Here is an 18,604-nt window from a genome sequence, read left to right on the forward strand (position 1 = left end):
TAAAATCTATTTGTAATGGGTGTTAAGCTTTTTGTAAACTTATGTTGTAAACATACATTAAATTGTTTTTTGACACAAATAAATTGTAATTAAATATATAAAAAAATGTTGTTTACATCATATACCGAATTCAACCTGAAACATTCCCGTCCAAGAGTTTCCTGCATTTTCAAAACCTGAAAGCCCCTCCAGCCACTTGTAACCAACATTTCCTTGAAGTTTTATCCTATGCCCGTTGATATAATAGGTATATCCGATAAGGGCCTCATCTACCCTACTCTGAAACTCTGAGATCGACCGGTCGGGTAATACGTAGGAATACCTCACTGCAACTTCTGATTTTCGACTCATCATCTTACTGATCTGCACATTCAGACCTTGCCCTACCTGAACAAAACGAATGTCTCCTTCATCATTGGATGTAATGGGATTAGAACTTTTCCTTTGAAAATACTCCATCAAAATTGAATTTCCACGGTATTTAAATACACCATCAGCAATAAAGCTATTCAAATTCCTGTTTTCAAACAATGGCATACCGAGTTGTCCCCCTGTGCGACTTGCTTTAAGATTCCTGGAAAAGGTCAGTCCAATGGCAAGTTTGGGATTTTCCTCAAATTCTATGTCCCCTTCGGAATAATCCCCATTGTTGGTAAACAATCCAAAAGGAAGAAACTCTACCCTGCCGGTATATGCCAATCCATTATTGGTCTTGGAAGCATTCCTTCCTTCTCCTGTGGTTATCGCTCCTTTCAATTGCATAAATGAATTGTCACCTGTTTTTTTGGTGAAATATCCAAAAAAACCAAAATCCCGGTCAATTGTGAAGGCAGCATTTGCAATCGACCTATCAGCAAACTGAAGATTTCCCGAGCTGATGACACGTTGTCTGTTTCCCGGCAATTTTGATTGACCAAAGCCAAAATAAAAATTCTTATGGGCAAAATAATAGACGATAGCATCCCTTAGCGGCTGTGCGACATTACTTGACTCCAAATCAAGATCAGCTTTTGAAAAACCCAATTGAATATAATATTGGAACTTCGGATTCAAAATAAACCCATCGAATCTCAACCGAAGTCTCCTCACTCTCATTTCAAATTCATTGATACTAAAATCATCCCCATCTAGGGTATTGAACCCTGCTCTATTTTGCATCCTAAACCTCAGATTCATCAAAAAAAGAGAATCTTTCGAAAAACCGATTCCTTCATCCACATTCAAAAGGGCGCGCTCATCAGACTCTACGGTCTGTCCTAATGAGATATGGCCACCGACAGAAAAAAGCGAAAATAAAATCACAAAAAAACAGATTTGGGATTTTTGGATTGTGTGAATCATTTTAAAAAACATTTTCTTTTCAATTTGAAAATTACGCTAAACAAAAGGGCTGTAGAATTGAATCTACAGCCCATATTTAATTTGTTTATAGAAATTAAATTTCCTCCTTGATCAAATTCAACGCAGAACCTGCCACAAACCAACCAATCTGTCCATCATTATAGGTATGATTGACTTTGATTTCATTCTTGGTCCCATCGGCATGGTTCAGGACAACAGTCAATGGCTGTCCCGGTTTGAAATCAGCCAAACCTACAATGTCGATGGAATCATCTTCCTGAATCAAATCATAATCCGAAGGATTGGCAAATGTAAGGGCCAACATACCTTGTTTTTTAAGGTTTGTTTCATGGATTCGGGCAAATGATTTTACCAATATAGCTCTGACCCCCAAAAACCTTGGTTCCATAGCCGCATGCTCTCTTGAAGAACCTTCTCCATAATTCTCATCACCCACTACGATGGACCCAATTCCATGCTGCTTGTAATGGCGCTGAACAGAAGGTACCTCTCCATACTCTCCGGTAAGTTGGTTTTTGACTTTATTTGTTTCAAGATTAAAGGCATTTACTGCCCCAATAAGCATGTTATTGGAAATATTATCCAAATGGCCTCTAAATCTCAGCCAAGGACCTGCCATAGATATGTGGTCTGTAGTACATTTTCCTTTAGCCTTAATTAGAAGTTTCAAGCCTTTGAGATCTGTACCCTCCCATGCTTTAAACGGTTCGAGTAATTGCAACCTTTCAGATTTTGGATCCACGAGAACACTTACTTTTGAGCCATCTTTTGCAGGTGCCTGATAACCCGCATCCTCCACTGCAAAACCTTTAGTAGGCAATTCCAAGCCGCTTGGTTCTTCAAGCCTTACTGAATTACCTTCTTCATTTACAAGTGAATCGGTCAAAGGATTGAAAGTCAAGTCTCCTGCTATAGCCATAGCAGTTACAATTTCCGGAGATGCCACAAATGAGTGTGTGTTTGGATTTCCATCGGCTCTTTTTGCAAAATTCCTATTGAAAGAGGTGATAATTGAGTTTTTGGCCTGCTTTTCAGCTCCATGCCTTGCCCATTGACCTATACATGGACCACAAGCATTTGCCAATACAACCCCCCCCATCTTCTCAAAAGTGCCTAGAAAGCCATCTCTTTCCACTGTGAACCTAACTTGTTCAGATCCTGGAGTGATGGTATATTCAGATTTGGCAATCAGTTTTTTATCTACAGCCTGTTGTGCCAATGAAGCAGCTCTAGAAATGTCTTCATAAGAGGAATTAGTACATGACCCAATCAATCCAACTTCTAATTTGGCGGGCCATCCATTTTCTTTAACGGCTGCTGCAAATTTGGAAATTGGCCAGGCAAGATCCGGGGTGAAAGGACCATTGATGTGAGGTTCGAGGGTCGAAAGATTAATTTCAATAACTTGGTCGAAGTATTTCTCAGGATTGGCATAAACCTCGTCATCTCCGGTAAGATGGGATTTTATCGTATTTGCCATATCAGCAATATCTCCTCTTTCGGTTCCCCTGAGATATGCTTCAGATTTTTCATCATAACCAAAAATAGAAGTCGTTGCACCGATTTCAGCACCCATGTTACAGATCGTGCCTTTTCCTGTGGCGGATAGGGACCTTGCACCATCTCCAAAATATTCAACCACTGCACCTGTTCCACCTTTTACCGTAAGTATGCCGGCTACCTTTAAGATAACATCTTTGGCTGACGTCCAGCCCGAAAGTCTCCCTGTCAATTTAACTCCGATTAACTTTGGGAACTTCAATTCCCAAGGCAAACCGGCCATCACATCACAGGCATCTGCACCGCCCACCCCTATGGCTATCATTCCAAGACCACCGGCATTAGGGGTATGGGAATCTGTTCCTATCATCATTCCACCCGGGAAAGCATAATTTTCCAAAACAACCTGGTGGATAATCCCCGCACCTGGTTTCCAAAATCCTATCCCATATTTATTTGAGACCGAAGAAAGGAAGTCATAGACCTCTTTGTTTTTGTCATTGGCCTTCTTAAGGTCAGCCAAGGCACCTACTTCTGCCTGAATCAGGTGATCACAGTGTACAGTAGAAGGAACTGCGACTTTATCTCTTCCTGCCTGCATAAATTGCAAAAGCGCCATTTGGGCTGTGGCATCTTGCATGGCGACCCTGTCAGGATTAAAATCAACGTATGACACACCTCTATCGAAAGACGAATTTGCTTCGCCTTCCGTCAGGTGCGCATATAATATTTTTTCTGTCAAGGTCAGTGGTTTTCCTACTGCTTTTCTGGCAGCCTCTACCCTTGAGGGAAATTTGGAGTAGACCGCCTTGATCATTTCTATATCAAATGCCATTGGGAATTGTATTTAAAATGTTGAGAAGGTTATTTTAATCGTTCGCAAAGATAAAAAAACAGGTCAAAATTGGAAGTGTTTTCATATAACCTATGCTATTTATTTAGCAACATGAATTCAAATTTAAATCTCTCCCAAAATAATGATTGTCCCTTACTTTGTCTAAGACATACATATTACCTACGGCAGAAAATATTCTTAGTTGCTGGTATTTCTGGCCCATCCCAAAATCTCGATACCATTTATCTTTTTTTTTGAAAAAATTATTTCCGTTATGACCAAAATTCCAAGATTGCCGGATTTTGGTTTCAGTTTTAGAAATTGTTTTTTGACAGTTAAATAAGTGTTTTTTATCAATAATTTGCCAGTAATTTATTTCAATAAATTTACCTTAAATTAATTTTTTAAAAGTCCCATTCAGAAAATACCCTATCCTTTGGTTTCAAAAATGGCTACATTTCTGATCTTAATCAAATCCAAATAGCGTGGAACTAAATATTTTTTCTGTAACCCTTCTGGTTTCGGGAATTATTGTAGCTGCGATTTCCACTGTAATCATTTACAGGTTAGGCAACGCCGTGAGGTGGTTTGCATTTACCATGTTGTTTGTGTCTATCTGGGCACTTGCATATGGTTTTGAGCTTTCTAGCAAAAGACTTGAAGCTATGCTTTTCTGGATCAAAATAGAGTACATCGGAATTGCCCTGGCTCCCGGAACCTGGCTCTGGTTTTGTCTCAGGTATACAGGAATGGAGCATTATACCCGTCCGAAAATCGCATTTCTTGTTTTTGGGATTCCCGCCTTGACCTTCTTGATGGTACTAACCAACGAATTTCACCATTTACACTATCGGGAGGTAATGGTGGATAATTCAGGACCGTTTCCTTTGTTGGCCATAAAGGCGGGCCCGTACTATTTTATTCATCTTTCTTTTTTTTATATTTCTCTTTTCACAGGAATAATTATCTTATTCTACAAATTCAAAAACGCAGACCCGATATTCAAAAAACAAAACAATCTTCTTCTTTTGGCAGGATTGTTTCCTTGGGCCTTTAATATAGTCTATATTCTTGGATTCAGACCCTTTGGTCATATCGATCTTACTCCATACGCATTTTTATTTATGTACATTTTTGTGGGGATTGCTTTGATACGATTTGACCTTTTCAGCATAAAGCCAATCGCAAGGGATAAGGTTTTTGAAGTTATTTCGAAGGGAATTTTGGTATTGGATCCTAATTCGAGGGTCATCGATTTTAATCCATATATGGAGAAAATCCTGGAGCAGCCTGTATCAAATTTTATCGGGCGAGGGCTTGAATATATTTTTGGAAACAGCTCGGAATTTGAAGCTCATTTAAGTCATAAAGAAAAAATTAATGTAGAATCATCCCTCAATCTTACATCGGGACAAAAAGACATTGCCATCGAATATGTCCCTATCAAAGATAAAAAAGGGGGTTTTCTTGGTATGATGCTTATTTTTGAGGACATCACCGAAAAAAAAACCATTGAAAATCAGATCAAAAAACAAGCTGAAGAACTTAAAAATCTCAACTCCCTTAAAGATAAACTTTTTACAATCATCTCACATGATTTAAAAGGTCCGATTTTTGGAATACGAGAATTGATAAAACTTTCATTTGAAGGTGTAATCAGCCAAAAAGAATTTTTGGATATCCTGCCTGAAATCAATAAAAATATGGATTCAGTCTCTATACTGCTGGAGAATTTATTGGCTTGGACCAGCAGTCAGCTGAAAGGAGAATATCTTGAAAAACAGATTTTTGAGCTAGACAAGCTTGTAGAACAACAGATCTCACTTTTTGAGAAAAAAACCCAAGAAAAAGGAATCACCCTTTCTCTTCAAAAGTATGGAAACCTTCAGGTTTTTGCTGATAAAAACATGATAGATTTGGCTATAAGAAACCTTATCAGCAATGCTATAAAATTTTCGGGAAAAGGCGATCTGGTAACAGTTTTTCTAAAAGAGAACAAGGAAAATGTAACCGTTAAAATCAAAGATACCGGATTAGGAATTTCAGAAGAAAATCTGGAAAAACTAAGAAAACGAGAATCATTCACCACCATAGGGAAAAACAAAGAATCAGGTACTGGACTGGGCATGCTACTAGTGCATGATTATGTCATTAAAAACCAAGGGGAATTAAAGATCCAAAGTCAACTTGGAAAAGGAAGTGAATTCAGCTTCAGCATTCCCAAAAGAGAACAGTTATAAATTTTTTAAGAAGAGCATGGTATCAATACCATCGGCATAATCATTCAAGGCTGGACATTGGGCCTGCCCAAATGGTGTACTACCTAAAAACCACCCACCCTTGGTAACAATGCATTGAATTTTGTCTGTGATGGCCGAAACCAACTCATTTAGTTCCCTTTGACTTTGGTAAACCTCATAATAAAGCACTGAGATGGGTGAAACAACACCTTGATTTTCTTGAAGAATTAGAAACCCGTTGTCAAGGTGCATTTCCTTATTGACCAGCAATATTGATTTGTTGTATTCGTAATTATTAAAATATTTATGGTTATTGGCCATTTCACTAAAATCCCCAATAGAATCCAAGAATGAAACAAGAATTTCCCTATCCGGAACAAAAATCTTGGAAACATTTCTACAGCCCAAGCCATAATATTGGAAGATGTCTTTCGCTAAATCACCAAAATCATCCTTTGACTCCGTTCCATCCAATATACCTACAGAAGTCCTGTTTTTTCTGATAATATTGGGATATTTACCAAAGTAATATTCAAAATACCTTGCTGAATTGTCACTACCTGTGGCGATGTAGGCATCCTTATTTTTAAGCATATCCTCCACCAAAATCAAGGACTTAATTCTTGGTTCTATAGAAACCAATTTATCAATCAGCCAGCCAATTAAAATCTGATCAGTGGAGCTCGTTTTGATACAGGCCCGATGGCCAGCCATCAAAACACACATCAAGTCATGAAATCCGACAGCAGGTATATTCCCTGCCATAAGAATCCCTACTGATTTTGGGTCAATTTTTTCAGCAAGTGCATATTCAGACAGCCAGTTTTTCAATCTGTCCTTATTCAAAAAAACCAAAAGTGCATCTAGCGCATTTTTCGTCTGTGCAGGTGTAAACCAATTGTTATGGTTTTCTACCCTCCTGTACAAATTGGACAATTCCTCTTCAGAACTATTTTCAATTAAACTTCCGAGTTTTGCAAATGCATCAAGTCTCTCTTCGAGGGTCATCATTTTTGGTTGTTTTGGCAAAGATATCCAATTCAAAACAATAATGATTTTTGAAATATTGAAAATAAATTACTTAGCATGACAACTTTTTATTGCAGGATTGGTTAATTGATTGTTAATTTTGGGCAACAAAAAATAAGGATTATGGCTATAATGATAACCGATGAGTGCATCAATTGTGGTGCCTGCGAACCAGAATGTCCTAATACTGCCATTTATGAAGGTGGGATTGAATGGACTTGGGCCGGTGGTACCAAGTTAAAGGAAGTAACTCTTCCAGATGGGACCGTTGTAAATGCCAATGAAAAACAAGAACCAAGGTCTGATGAGTTTTACTATATAGTCACTGAAAAATGTACAGAATGCACCGGGTTTCATGAGGAACCACAATGTGCGGCAGTTTGTCCAGTGGATTGCTGTGTAGACGATCCTGATCACCGAGAGACGGAAGAAGACCTGATGTCCAAAAAGCTTTTCATGCATGGCGAATAAAAAGAGGGAGAACCCTCTTTTTATTTTTAATAAGTAAATATGTTTTTTATCTATTTTGAGGCAAATTTTAAAAATTATGTGTGTCTGCTTTCTTGCCCGTAGCCAAGCGATAATTTATTGGAGGAGCCATTAAACACCCAGTGAAGAGTGGACTGTCGTTTGCGGACGAGTTTCCTCATTCGCTACCACCTCCTATAGCCCAAAGTCCAACATTGCGGATACTCATTTCAAAAATAACTCGGCCCTGACATGGCAAAGGGTTTCTAGAAAAAAAAGCTTTACCCATCCACCTGTGTGGATTGTTTTCTCAGACTTAGTTTGACCGGCAAGGCCGGTTATAAAAATTTTTGCATAGGTAGATTACCCAAAATGCTTTCAGGATTTTTGGGTTTTCCAAACAATATTAAATGTAGGATAATTTAGGTATAACATAAATTTCTACCCATTTCAGCCTTAAAATTCGAATTAAGGTTGGGTTCTGTTAAAAAAAACTAGATAATCCCTTGAATATAATTTTTGAATTGATTTAACTTGTCCTCAAAATAAGAGCTCAATCACACAAAAACTTTGGAAAGTGGAAGATCACAGAGGAAATGACAGAGAAGAAATCTTCTCAAAAAGAGTAAAGGCAGGTAAGAGGACTTACTTTTTTGATGTAAAATCAACAAAATCAAACGACTATTACCTCACCATTACAGAGAGTAAAAGAAGAATGCAGGGCGATAATTTTGTTTTTGAGAAACATAAAATATTTCTCTATAAAGAAGATTTTGGTAAATTCATTGAAGCTTTGCAAAATGCTGTTGACCACGTCAAAAATGACCTGATGCCAGAAGTAGATTTCTCTCAATATGACACAGAGGAATCTGAAACAGAATTCGACGACGAGCTAAAGTGGGAGTAATCTCTACTTTTTAAAAAATAGGGAAAAAGGAATCTTTACAACGGGATTTGAAGTGGTTTGAATTATTCCACCTTAATATTTACCAAAGTGAATATTTCTTTTTCCTATCTTTCCTTTACATATGAAAAAGCCTGTCGTTGTTCTCTTACTTTTTATAGCAGTTCTTGGCGTTATAGGCTGGTATTTCTCAAACATCACCTTATATTTTATTTTTTCTTTGGTATTGGCTGCAATACTTCGTCCATTGACCAACAGGTTAAACTCGTTTCATATAATCGGTCAACACACCCCTAGGTGGCTTGCAATTTTACTGTCTTTTGGCTTGGTCCTTACCTTAATTTTCCTGATCAGTTTGCTTTTTATACCTCTTATCAGCGCTCAGATAAAGGTTATTTCATCGTATGATCTTGATTACCTTTATGAACAGATCCAAAACCCCGTAGGGAAAATTGAAGATTTATTGATCAAATACGAAATAGTGAAAAGTGATCCGGGCTTTCTCATCCTCCAAGTCAGGGAAACATTAATCTCTAGCTTTGGGTCAATCAATTATCAAGAAATCGTCAACACAATAGTCAATACAACAAGTTCTTTTTTGGTGGGAGTGATGGCTGTTGGGTTTATTTCATTTTTTCTGTTACTTGAAAATGGGCTTTTGAGAAGAAATATCATGGACCTGATTCCCAATTCCTATTTCGAATTATCAGTATCGACATTCAATAAGGTAGAAAGATTACTGTCAAATTATCTTATAGCCCTCCTGATTCAGATTACTTGCATTTTTTCATTGGCTGCCATAGGACTCACATTGATGGAAATTGACTACGCCTTGACAATAGCCATGTTTGCCGCTGTAGCAAATCTCATTCCCTATGCCGGACCGATTTTGGGTGCTACTTTCGGGGTAATAGTTGGCCTTTCTACCGGAAACTTTGAAAATTCCAACGAGATTACTTTCATGATAGTAAAGATTCTTTCGGTATTTGGCGTTGTTCAATTAACTGACAACATCATATTGCAGCCATTGATTTTCTCCAAATCTGTAAAAGCACATCCTCTTGAAATTTTTGTGATTATCTTTGCCGGTGCGAAAATCGCCGGTATCCTTGGGATGATCTTTGCAATTCCGGTTTACACCATTTTCAGGGTATCCGTATTGGAATTTTACCGGGGCTACCGAGAATACAGAATCTTTAAAATGTAAAAAAACAATCTTAAATGGCTTTACAATGTGGCATCGTTGGCTTACCCAACGTTGGAAAATCAACTTTATTCAACGCACTTTCCGCTGCAAAAGCTGAAGCTGCAAACTTTCCTTTCTGTACAATAGAACCAAATGTCGGAGTAGTAACCGTTCCGGACCAAAGGTTAGCTGTTTTAGAGAAGCTAGTAAATCCAAACCGCGTTGTACCAACCGTTATTGAGTTTGTCGACATCGCAGGATTGGTCAAGGGAGCTAGCAAAGGAGAAGGTTTGGGAAATAAATTTCTCGCTAATATCAGGGAAGTCGATGCAGTGATCCATGTGATCAGGTGCTTTGATGATGAGAACATTGTGCACGTTGCCGGTGGTGTTGACCCGGAATTTGACAAAGAAGTCATCGACACCGAACTGCAGCTCAAAGATTTAGAATCAATTGATAAAAAAATAGCCAGGATAGAAAAAATAGCCAAATCCGGAGATGCAAGAGCACGAAAAGACCTGGAAGTTCTCCAAACATTCAAAACAGAACTCGAAGCAGGTAAAAATGCACGTGCAGTTTCGATCGACAAAGAGGAATTTGAAGCTGTTAGAGACTTACATCTTTTGACCATCAAGCCTGTGCTGTATGTCGCCAATGTGGATGAAAAAAGTCTTTCTACCGGCAATAAATATGTAGATCAGCTAAGAGAAAAAGTAAAAGAAGAGCATGCCGACGTAATCATCCTATGTGCTGCTATTGAATCCCAAATTGCAGAATTGGACGATGCAGAAGAAAAAGCAATGTTTTTGGGAGAATATGGACTCGATGAAAGCGGTTTGAACAAATTGATTTCAGGAGCTTACAAGCTGCTTGATTTAATTACTTATTTTACCGCAGGTGTTCAGGAAGTAAGGGCATGGACCATCAAAAAAGGATGGAAAGCACCACAAGCGGCCGGAGTAATCCACACTGATTTTGAACGAGGATTTATAAAAGCTGAAGTTATCAAGCTTTCGGATTATGAAATGTATAAATCAGAGGCGGGTTGTAGGGAAAATGGCAAAATATCGATTGAGGGCAAAGAATATGTCGTTCAAGATGGAGATATCATGCATTTTAGATTCAATGTATAACAAAATTTATAAAATTAATTTGTACTTTTGCAAGAACCGTGAAAAATGCGAATAACAATTAAAAGCAAAATTTAAATTATTGTTTCATTTCTATTTTTAACAAAACCGTGAGAATAAGATTAATATTTTCGTTAAAAAACAAAGGGGCTTATTTACCCTTCCATCACCAGTACATCTTGGCTCAATTCTTAAAAGGATTGATAGTGAAAGGTGGCAGGGAGGATTTTTTTAACTACAATTACTTCAATTTCTCTGGTCTAAAAGGTCAGACCAAAGTAAGTCGAAGCGGACTTCACTACTACTCGAGCTTAGTCACTCTAGTGCTTTCATCACCCAATGAAGAATTTATGGACTATTTGCTGGAGCAGGTATTCGAAACTCCTAAAATTGAGTTAGGAAACCTTATCCTTTCCCCTGAGTACACAGAACAGGAAACGGAGCCAACATTAGAGGTGTCAAACAAGTTTGTTTGTATCTCTCCATTGGTGTTGCTCACTCCTGCTTTCAATGATGAGTCAGGAAAAAGATTTATCAACCCGGATACAGATGAATTCTCTGATCTGTTGTATGAATCTACCCTGACTAGGATGGAAAGATCAGGATGGTACAACCAAGAACAAATGGAATCCTTCTACAAATTCCAAGTTGTGCCTGACATGAATTATGTAAATAAGTTGAGAGAGCAGCAGAAGAAATTTGCTAGAATCTACTCCGTTTACGACATGGATGTCAAATATGAAGTTAGAGGGTATACCTTGCCTTTTACTTTGTACGCAGCTCCAGAGGTACAGGACTTCGTGTTTAAGTGCGGATTGGGTGCATTTACCCACAAAGGATTTGGTATGCTAGACCTTGCCAACCATGCTCCTAACCAACGCGCTGAGCCCTATAAGTTCAAGAGAGAAGGTTTCATTCCTTACAAAGCCCAAGACAGACCTAAGTCCGGGGAAATGGAAGAAGGACAAGAGGAACTTTAAAACAATAAAACCGGCCACAAGCCGGTTTTATTGTTTACTTTCTTTTTTCTTTCTCGGTATCACCATTTTTCAATCAGGTTTAAATCTGACAGTATTCATCAGAAATGAGCCCCAAATATCTACCCCTGTTTCAGTATGAAAAATAATGTACAGATCTTCCCTACCATTCGTTTCTTCTATTTTCAGACTGTAATCAAACCATTTAGTCTGTTTGCTTTTTGGCCTGTTTTCTTCACTGAGAACCGGAGTTTTCCCAATTAACTTCCCGTCTACACCACCGACTCTCACTTCAAACCAACCTGATTTCTTATTCGGATCAAGAGAAAAAACCATCTTTTTTACCTCTCTTAGGTCAATTCCATTGAATACGATATAGGAACGACTTTCAGTAAACTTGACCATTTTTGTATCCTGCCAATTGGCTTTTGCCGTACCTTCAAAATAATCAGCATCGGCAGCCAATAACATAGGGTTTCTCAGCACAACCTGTTCCCTTCTCAGTATTGGCGCAATTTCATTTGCACCTTTATCCTGATAGCTTACGGTCAAGAGATATGTCCCATTCAAATCCCTTTTGGCATGTTGGTTTAAATTCAAAACACCTTGCGCAGCAATCCGGTTTTTGGGATTAGATTGCTTATTTGGAGATAAGGAAAGCACATAATCCACCATCGATTCAATGTCTCCTTTTGGTAGATGGGAGTGGCTTGGCATCTGTCGCTCGCCCCAAACTCCACCACCACCATTTGTAATTTTTTGAACCAAATAATTTTTCCCTTCCGGATTATTTTCATATTTGACCGCCACCGAGGCATAACTTGGCCCAATGGAAGGGTTATCTATACCATGACAGGCGTTGCATCCACTCTTTACGGTAAGGTTTTGTCCCAACAATGTTGCTGAGGGCATTTCCTGCTGATGCCCTTCTGCAGCTTCTACCCTATCGAAGCCATTCTTCAAATAATCCCATGTGACCATAATCTTATCCATCGGAATGACGCCATCTTCACGGTCTGTGACAGTCACCTGATAGTCAAGGACGGGGTTTTCCCAATAAAAAGACTGGTTTTTGTCCATTTGAATTGTAATTACAGGGGGCTCATTGCCCACTGTAACTTCGAGTTGGTAGGTGTCAATTTTCCCCTCATTGTCTGTGACGGTCAGGGTAGGTTTGAAAATTCCGGTTTTCTCATAGGTGAATGTGGGATTTCGTTCCTTCGACTGTATTTTCCCTGTCCCTTCAAAATCCCATCCATAGGTCAACAAGCTGTCGCCTTCATCAAAATCCATGCTTCCCGCACTCGAAAATTGAACTGTAAAAGGCGCAGCACCCTGGTTTTTATCCGCAGCCGCTTTGGCCACAGGCTTTCGGTTACCTGCACTGAATTCTATTTTGTACAATCCTGAGTCGTCATTTTGAGCTGACCAATAAGTCCCATATTCGAGTACATAAAGAGAACCGTCGGGTCCAAACTGCATGTCCACCGGTTTATCAAAAACTACCGTGGGAAGAAACCTTTCCATGGAATCCAAATCAGAATTCTCATCCATCGTGACAGTGAATATCCAATTCCGCATCCAATCATAGATAAACAGTTTGCCATGATAGTATTTTGGGAATTTCACCTCTGTCTTTGGAAACAAGTCGTGGTAATAAACCGGTCCTGCCATGGCATTGCGCCCTCCTGAACCTAGCTGTGGAAATTCCTCAGAATCGGCATAGGGATACCATATAAATGCCGGTTGGGCGGGCGGAAGTTGTTTGACTCCGGTATTGTTTGGAGAATTATTTACCGGTGCCTTGGGATCATATTCAAAAATGCTTTGCTGCTTATCAAAATCATAATACCAATATGGCTTATTGTTGGCAATCAGATATGGCCAACCAAAGAAGCCTGCTTTCTTGGCTTGATTGACTTCATCGTAACCTCTCGGTCCTCTTTGAAGACTGTCTTTTGTGGCATCAGGTCCCACTTCTCCCCAATATAAATACCCGTTCTTTTGATCTACCGAAATTCGGAATGGGTTTCTATTTCCCTTGACATAAATCTCAGGACGGGTATCAGGAGTTCCTACCGGAAAAAGATTGCCCTCAGGAATAGTATATGTCCCATCTGCCTGAGGTGTAATTCTCAATATCCCTCCCCGAAGGTCATTGCTATTGCCGGAACTTCTCTGCGCATCGACGTTTTCAGGCCTTCCCTTTCGCTCATCGATGGGATTGAAGCTGTCAGATTCGAAAGGAGTAGTGTCATCACCAAGTGAAAGGAAAAGATTCCCTTTGTGATCAAACTCAATTGAGCCACCACTATGGCAACAACCCCTAAAATGGGGAATCTCCAACATGATTTTTTCAGATGACATGTCTATCATGTCCTCTACAAGCGTAAATCTTGACAACCGGTTGATGCTGACAGGTCCTACAGGAGCATAGTAAAGGTAAATCCAATTATTTTTATCAAAGCCGGGATCCTTTGCCAATCCCAACAATCCATCTTCCCCATCAAAGTAAACGTTTAGAAAACCGATTTCTTTGGTCCCTCCATTTGAGGGCTCATACATTTTGACTTTCCCTTTTCTCTCAATGAATATCACCCTCCCATCACTAAGCACTTCCAATTCCATGGGTTCATCCAGTTTTTCCACCAATGCGACTTTGGTAAAGCGGCTATCCTCCGGTTTTTCGGTGACAAATTTCTCCTCCTCTGTTTGGCAGGAGGAAAAAATAGTAAGCATCGCTGAAAAAAGAATAATGGCAAAAAGAGATTTCATGGGTCTAATGGGTTTCAGATTAGACCCAAGATATAGAAAATAAGATTTAATTAAACAAAAAAATCCCCTAGAGGCTAGGGGATTTAACAAATGGATTGTGGAGTCATTTAAAATTTAAAGGAGAGGCCTAGCATCAACTGTTGGTATCTGAAATCACCATCCCCGGTAAAGACATTATCAATGTTTACCGTTTGCCCATTGAGCACTCTCTCATACCTGAGATCCAATCCGACATTTCCAAGGTTGAGTCCAATTCCAAATTGATAGCCTGCATTGAATTTGTCAAATTCGAAATCCCTCAATTCGTCTTCTATGTAGTAATGGAAAGAAGGTCCGGCAAAAACTGAAACTAGAGATCCCAGCAGATTTAATCCAACCAGTACAGGCGCATCAAGTCGTTGGGTTTGCAATTGGACTGAATTGATTTCTGATTTTAAATTGGTATAGTTAAGTTCCGGTCTCAAAAAAACCGGCCCTGCATTTACCTTCCCAAATAATCCCAAATGGTAACCAAGGTTATTTTTTGGATCTCCCCAAATCGCCTCAGCATCCTTAAAATACTGTCCGTTTGAATTGTAATTTAATCCTCCTTTGATTCCAAACCCTCCTCCGGTTTGAGAATAACCTGAATGGTAAAATACCATCAGGACAAACATGAGTAAGCTCGCTTTGATTGTAGTTTTCATAATAGTTGGTTTATGTGAATTAAAATTTGTTTTCAGCAAATAACATTATGGTTGGCGCAAATCTGACAATTCTTTTTTGAGCAATTGTTAATCTTTGCAAACACATTCATCTGATTTGCTGTTAGTAAACGTATATCTTCCGGATTCTTGTATAATTTAAATGTCCATCATTCAAATGTCTTTATAGACAGCAACCGAATCCCAAGAATGTCAATTATCTAAAATCATGCCTCATTCAAGTTCAATAGTCAAAAAAGTCAATAAGATTATGGCCTTTTCTAAAAAAATCCTTTATCTGGTGTTAATACCCACTTTCAGTCTTTTCGTGTTTTCCTGCTCACAGGCAGAAAATGGAAAACAAAAAAGTGAAAATTCCGATGCTCCTGAAGAAATTTATGATGGACCGACAGCTTTTGCCACTTTTGCAGGTGGGTGCTTTTGGTGTATAGAAGCTCCTTTTGAGGGAGTTGACGGTATTGTATCTGTAGTTTCTGGCTATGCCGGTGGCAAAGAAAAAAATCCAACCTATTCGGATGTATCAGGAGGAAAAACAACCCACAGAGAATCTGTACAAGTCACTTATAACCCTGATATCATCAGCTACTCGGAGATACTGGAAATTTTCTGGCAGCAATTTGAACCGACTGACGAAGGAGGTTCATTTTACGACAGGGGATTTCAATACACTTCTGCGGTGTTTTATCATGACAAAATCCAAAAGGAAGTTGCTAAAGCTTCCCTACAAAAGCTTTCCCAATCAGGTAAATTTGACAAACCCATCGTGACTCCTTTGATCAAGTTTACTAATTTTTATCCGGCGGAAGATTACCATCAGGATTATTACAAAAAAAACCCGACCGAATATTATGCTTATAGAACAGGTTCGGGAAGGGATGCATTTATTGCAAAACATTGGCCCGTAAAATTGGAAGACAAATACAAAAAACCTTCTGACTCAGAGTTGAAAAAAAGGCTTACCGACCTTCAATACCAAGTCACCATGCATGAGGAGACTGAAAGGGCCTTTTCTAATGAATATAATGGCAACAAAGAAGAAGGAATCTATGTCTGCATTGTTTCGGGTGTGCCTTTGTTCAGTTCTTCGGATAAATATGAGTCCTATTCAGGTTGGCCGAGTTTCACCAAACCTCTCGATGCCCGTGTCATCGGCAAACCGACCGATACCGCTTACGGCATGATGCGTGTGGAAGTCAGGAGCAAACTCGGTGATTCCCATCTCGGGCACGTATTCAATGACGGACCCGAACCTACCAATCTCCGTTATTGTATGAATTCAGCAGCCATGAAATTCATTCCAAAAAAAGATATGGAAAAAGAAGGTTACAAAGATTGGCTTTGGGTAGTCGATTAAAAACCTACACACAGAGGGGTAGTTACAACGCTTAGCGCCTACTACAAACTTCACTCAACCAGCGTATTGATATTGTACGCGAAAGTGCCATTCCGCATGAGTAGGGCATTCTCCGTAAAATTCTTTTCTCCAAAATTCTGATTGAAACGCTCTTCTAATTGTCGTGACAGTGTAATGACAATTAGCCTTCCATATTCGGCACGTTTATGTTCCAAAATAAAGTCATTAATCCGCTTTCCTGCTTGCCAATAAAGTAAGGTCATTGCACTGTTTACTTGAGATAGTGCCCCGGAATGGCTTTGCTAAAGAAGATTACTTATTTCAATAAACTAAAGCAGCTTCTGGCTTTCGATTACTTTTCGATCAAAAACAAAAGCGCCAAAGTAAGGGCAACCATAGCGGAAGGACCTGATGTGCCGCTCTATATCTTGGGATCGAGAACAGACAGTGCACACTTGTCGGCAAAAAAAGGATTGCCCTATGCCTTTGCCAGCCACTTTGAATCCACCTATCTGTTGCAGGCTTTGGGTATCTACCTTCAGGAATTTCAGCCTTCGGAGTTTTTGGAAAAGCCATATACATTGGCCGGGGTCAATGTATTTGTGGCTGAAACAGACGAAGAAGCTGAAAGATTATATACCACTTTGATCAGGATGTTTTTCAGTGTGTTGACCGGTTCGAGAGACGGCTTACAGGCACCGACAGCAATGAGAAGGGACTTGAAAGAAATGGTGCAGCATCCTTCTTTGCAGCAAATGTTGAAATATTCCTTTCCAGGCAGTAAGGAAACCGTAAAGAAATAGGCAAAGGATTTTTTGGCGCAAACCCAAGTGGATGAAATCATCGCAACTTCGACCATGTATGCCATTGAAGACAGGATTAAGTCTGCGACGCTATTTGCAAAGGTGATGGAGGAGATAAATGAGAAGAGGTAGGGCAGCTTGACGTTTCACCTAAAGAGTTTCTCCATTTTAACCAAAATTGTGGTCTTCCATCTTTGCCCCTTCAATTACCCCCATTTGCATTCAATTGCATTTAAGCACACTTTAATGTCAGGCCAATTTGGTATTGGGGAAAATCACCTTGTCAGGATTTTTCTTTAATTCTTCAATTACAACCTCAAATAGTTCCCTTTTCACACGGCCGGAATTTTTTGGTTCGACCAGGTACCGCACCGTCACCTCTATCCAGGTATTGACATGCGCCTTCAAAATCACCGTAGGGTATTCATTGACATCCAATTCATCTACGGGAGTTTCTGACAAAATCTTTTTGAAGCGCTTCACCCTTCTGACCATTGCTTCCCCAATCTTAACTTCAACCACACGCTTGATGGTTTCGCTGGTAAATTTAAAATCGCTGTCATATGATATGAAGAAGCTCATTTCGTTCCAGATAAAAGGAAACAAAGGCCAAGAATAGTTGTAGACATATTCAATGAATACTTTGGAGTTGGCAAATCTGATAATACGTCCACTTGGATGGTCAGACGACAAATAATCCCCGTGAAATTCCCAAAGGGTAGTGTCCAGATAGCCGACATTGATGACATCTCCAAAGACATTGCCAATCCTAATGCGGTCACCGACTTCAAACGGTTTTCGGATCAGAATATAAAGCCATCCAAAAAAACTTGTGATCAAATTTTGCAAGGCAAAACCAAGTATCAGGGATATGATTCCAAATGAAACCGCCGCCGCGTACCAATTCGCAAAAAGAAGGGAAAGGATGATGACAAGAATGATCAGGGCTGCAAATAAGTCTGCGATCCTGTTGAAATTAAATTCTTTGGTTTTATCTTCAATCTTGCTGTTAACGATATTTTTTAAAAGCCTAATCGCAAACAATACCAAAGAAACCAACATTATGGCTAATAAAATTTTTTGGGCGAGTGGAATATAGGTAATCGGAATAGGCAATCTCTTCCAGCCTAGGAGAAAATAAAGGGCTCCACATGACAAAAAAACAATGGCTGTGATGCCTAGAAAGGGCATTTGTTTTTGTACAACTTCAGGGCTTTCTTTTTGTGCAACAACAGAGGTTTCGCTCAGGGCCCTTTGCACTTTCTCATCTTTTTTGATGGCTTCAAGTTCTTTGTCTTCTTTTTGTCCTGTCGTTCCCATGCATGAAGTTAACTCAA

At 39.3% G+C, this 18,604-nt stretch carries 15 protein-coding genes; 8 read left to right on the forward strand and 7 right to left on the reverse strand.

What is annotated here, in order from left to right; all coding sequences use genetic code 11:
• Positions 1–117: 117 nt before the first annotated feature.
• Complete coding sequence (locus MMU07_RS15165) at positions 118–1,341, reverse strand: porin (RefSeq protein ID WP_241126749.1); 1,224 nt, start codon at positions 1,339–1,341, stop codon at positions 118–120.
• A gap of 94 nt (positions 1,342–1,435) precedes the next feature.
• Positions 1,436–3,697: an aconitate hydratase gene (locus tag MMU07_RS15170; protein WP_241126751.1), complete on the reverse strand. Its 2,262-nt coding sequence runs from the start codon at positions 3,695–3,697 to the stop codon at positions 1,436–1,438.
• A 485-nt stretch (positions 3,698–4,182) separates the two neighbouring features.
• Here MMU07_RS15170 and MMU07_RS15175 point away from each other — a divergent pair, with 485 nt between their 5' ends.
• Complete coding sequence (locus tag MMU07_RS15175; protein ID WP_241126753.1) at positions 4,183–5,937, forward strand: sensor histidine kinase; 1,755 nt, start codon at positions 4,183–4,185, stop codon at positions 5,935–5,937.
• On the opposite strand, the gene MMU07_RS15180 is transcribed toward MMU07_RS15175, so the two are convergent.
• On the reverse strand, positions 5,932–6,948 hold the full coding sequence (locus MMU07_RS15180; protein WP_336246198.1) for an acyl-CoA reductase: 1,017 nt from the start codon (positions 6,946–6,948) through the stop codon (positions 5,932–5,934). The two genes, MMU07_RS15175 and MMU07_RS15180, sit on opposite strands and share 6 nt — an antisense overlap.
• A gap of 141 nt (positions 6,949–7,089) precedes the next feature.
• Here MMU07_RS15180 and MMU07_RS15185 point away from each other — a divergent pair, with 141 nt between their 5' ends.
• From MMU07_RS15185 to cas6, 5 genes are all read left to right on the forward strand, one after another.
• Positions 7,090–7,437: a 4Fe-4S binding protein gene (locus MMU07_RS15185; RefSeq protein WP_241126755.1), complete on the forward strand. Its 348-nt coding sequence runs from the start codon at positions 7,090–7,092 to the stop codon at positions 7,435–7,437.
• Positions 7,438–8,011: 574 nt separating this feature from the next.
• Entirely contained in the window at positions 8,012–8,341 is a 330-nt protein-coding gene (locus MMU07_RS15190) for a DUF3276 family protein (protein WP_241126756.1), read from the forward strand.
• A 121-nt stretch (positions 8,342–8,462) separates the two neighbouring features.
• Positions 8,463–9,545, forward strand: coding sequence for an AI-2E family transporter (locus MMU07_RS15195; RefSeq protein ID WP_241126758.1), 1,083 nt, complete (start codon positions 8,463–8,465; stop codon positions 9,543–9,545).
• Between the two features lie 14 nt (positions 9,546–9,559).
• Positions 9,560–10,657, forward strand: coding sequence for a redox-regulated ATPase YchF (ychF, locus tag MMU07_RS15200; protein ID WP_241126766.1), 1,098 nt, complete (start codon positions 9,560–9,562; stop codon positions 10,655–10,657).
• Between the two features lie 107 nt (positions 10,658–10,764).
• Complete coding sequence (gene cas6, locus MMU07_RS15205; protein WP_241126768.1) at positions 10,765–11,634, forward strand: CRISPR-associated endoribonuclease Cas6; 870 nt, start codon at positions 10,765–10,767, stop codon at positions 11,632–11,634.
• A gap of 69 nt (positions 11,635–11,703) precedes the next feature.
• On the opposite strand, the gene MMU07_RS15210 is transcribed toward cas6, so the two are convergent.
• Together MMU07_RS15210 and MMU07_RS15215 are read right to left on the reverse strand one after the other, a co-directional pair.
• Positions 11,704–14,406, reverse strand: coding sequence for a PQQ-dependent sugar dehydrogenase (locus MMU07_RS15210; protein ID WP_241126770.1), 2,703 nt, complete (start codon positions 14,404–14,406; stop codon positions 11,704–11,706).
• Between the two features lie 107 nt (positions 14,407–14,513).
• Positions 14,514–15,092 carry an outer membrane beta-barrel protein gene (locus MMU07_RS15215; protein ID WP_241126778.1) on the reverse strand — a complete coding sequence of 193 codons (579 nt, stop codon included), beginning with the start codon at positions 15,090–15,092 and terminating at the stop codon, positions 14,514–14,516.
• Between the two features lie 226 nt (positions 15,093–15,318).
• On the opposite strand from MMU07_RS15215, the gene msrB reads away from it, so the two are divergent.
• Positions 15,319–16,464 (forward strand): peptide-methionine (R)-S-oxide reductase MsrB, encoded by a 1,146-nt coding sequence (gene msrB, locus MMU07_RS15220; protein WP_336246199.1) that lies wholly within the window; start codon positions 15,319–15,321, stop codon positions 16,462–16,464.
• Positions 16,465–16,514: 50 nt separating this feature from the next.
• Here msrB and MMU07_RS21865 read toward each other — a convergent pair whose 3' ends face one another.
• Entirely contained in the window at positions 16,515–16,727 is a 213-nt protein-coding gene (locus tag MMU07_RS21865) for a DUF1016 N-terminal domain-containing protein (protein ID WP_418884517.1), read from the reverse strand.
• A gap of 30 nt (positions 16,728–16,757) precedes the next feature.
• Between MMU07_RS21865 and MMU07_RS15225 the strand changes: the two genes are divergently transcribed.
• On the forward strand, positions 16,758–17,267 hold the full coding sequence (locus MMU07_RS15225) for an LLM class oxidoreductase (RefSeq protein ID WP_241126780.1): 510 nt from the start codon (positions 16,758–16,760) through the stop codon (positions 17,265–17,267).
• A gap of 249 nt (positions 17,268–17,516) precedes the next feature.
• Here the strand turns inward: MMU07_RS15225 and MMU07_RS15230 are convergent, their stop codons facing one another.
• A complete protein-coding gene (locus MMU07_RS15230; protein WP_241126786.1) occupies positions 17,517–18,587 on the reverse strand; it encodes a mechanosensitive ion channel family protein in 1,071 nt (356 codons plus the stop codon).
• Positions 18,588–18,604: the final 17 nt, after the last annotated feature.

The organism is Cognataquiflexum nitidum (genome assembly GCF_022538055.1).
GTDB classification, from domain to species: domain Bacteria; phylum Bacteroidota; class Bacteroidia; order Cytophagales; family Cyclobacteriaceae; genus Cognataquiflexum; species Cognataquiflexum nitidum.

Coding starts and splice junctions, on each gene's coding strand:
- MMU07_RS15165 (WP_241126749.1), bottom strand. CDS start 1,341: ATGATTCACACAATCCAAAAATCCCAAATCTGTTTTTTTGTGATTTTA.
- MMU07_RS15170 (WP_241126751.1), bottom strand. CDS start 3,697: ATGGCATTTGATATAGAAATGATCAAGGCGGTCTACTCCAAATTTCCC.
- MMU07_RS15180 (WP_336246198.1), bottom strand. CDS start 6,948: ATGATGACCCTCGAAGAGAGACTTGATGCATTTGCAAAACTCGGAAGT.
- MMU07_RS15185 (WP_241126755.1), top strand. CDS start 7,090: ATGGCTATAATGATAACCGATGAGTGCATCAATTGTGGTGCCTGCGAA.
- MMU07_RS15195 (WP_241126758.1), top strand. CDS start 8,463: ATGAAAAAGCCTGTCGTTGTTCTCTTACTTTTTATAGCAGTTCTTGGC.
- ychF (WP_241126766.1), top strand. CDS start 9,560: ATGGCTTTACAATGTGGCATCGTTGGCTTACCCAACGTTGGAAAATCA.
- MMU07_RS15210 (WP_241126770.1), bottom strand. CDS start 14,406: ATGAAATCTCTTTTTGCCATTATTCTTTTTTCAGCGATGCTTACTATT.
- MMU07_RS15215 (WP_241126778.1), bottom strand. CDS start 15,092: ATGAAAACTACAATCAAAGCGAGCTTACTCATGTTTGTCCTGATGGTA.
- msrB (WP_336246199.1), top strand. CDS start 15,319: ATGCCTCATTCAAGTTCAATAGTCAAAAAAGTCAATAAGATTATGGCC.
- MMU07_RS21865 (WP_418884517.1), bottom strand. CDS start 16,727: ATGACCTTACTTTATTGGCAAGCAGGAAAGCGGATTAATGACTTTATT.
- MMU07_RS15225 (WP_241126780.1), top strand. CDS start 16,758: ATGGCTTTGCTAAAGAAGATTACTTATTTCAATAAACTAAAGCAGCTT.
- MMU07_RS15230 (WP_241126786.1), bottom strand. CDS start 18,587: ATGGGAACGACAGGACAAAAAGAAGACAAAGAACTTGAAGCCATCAAA.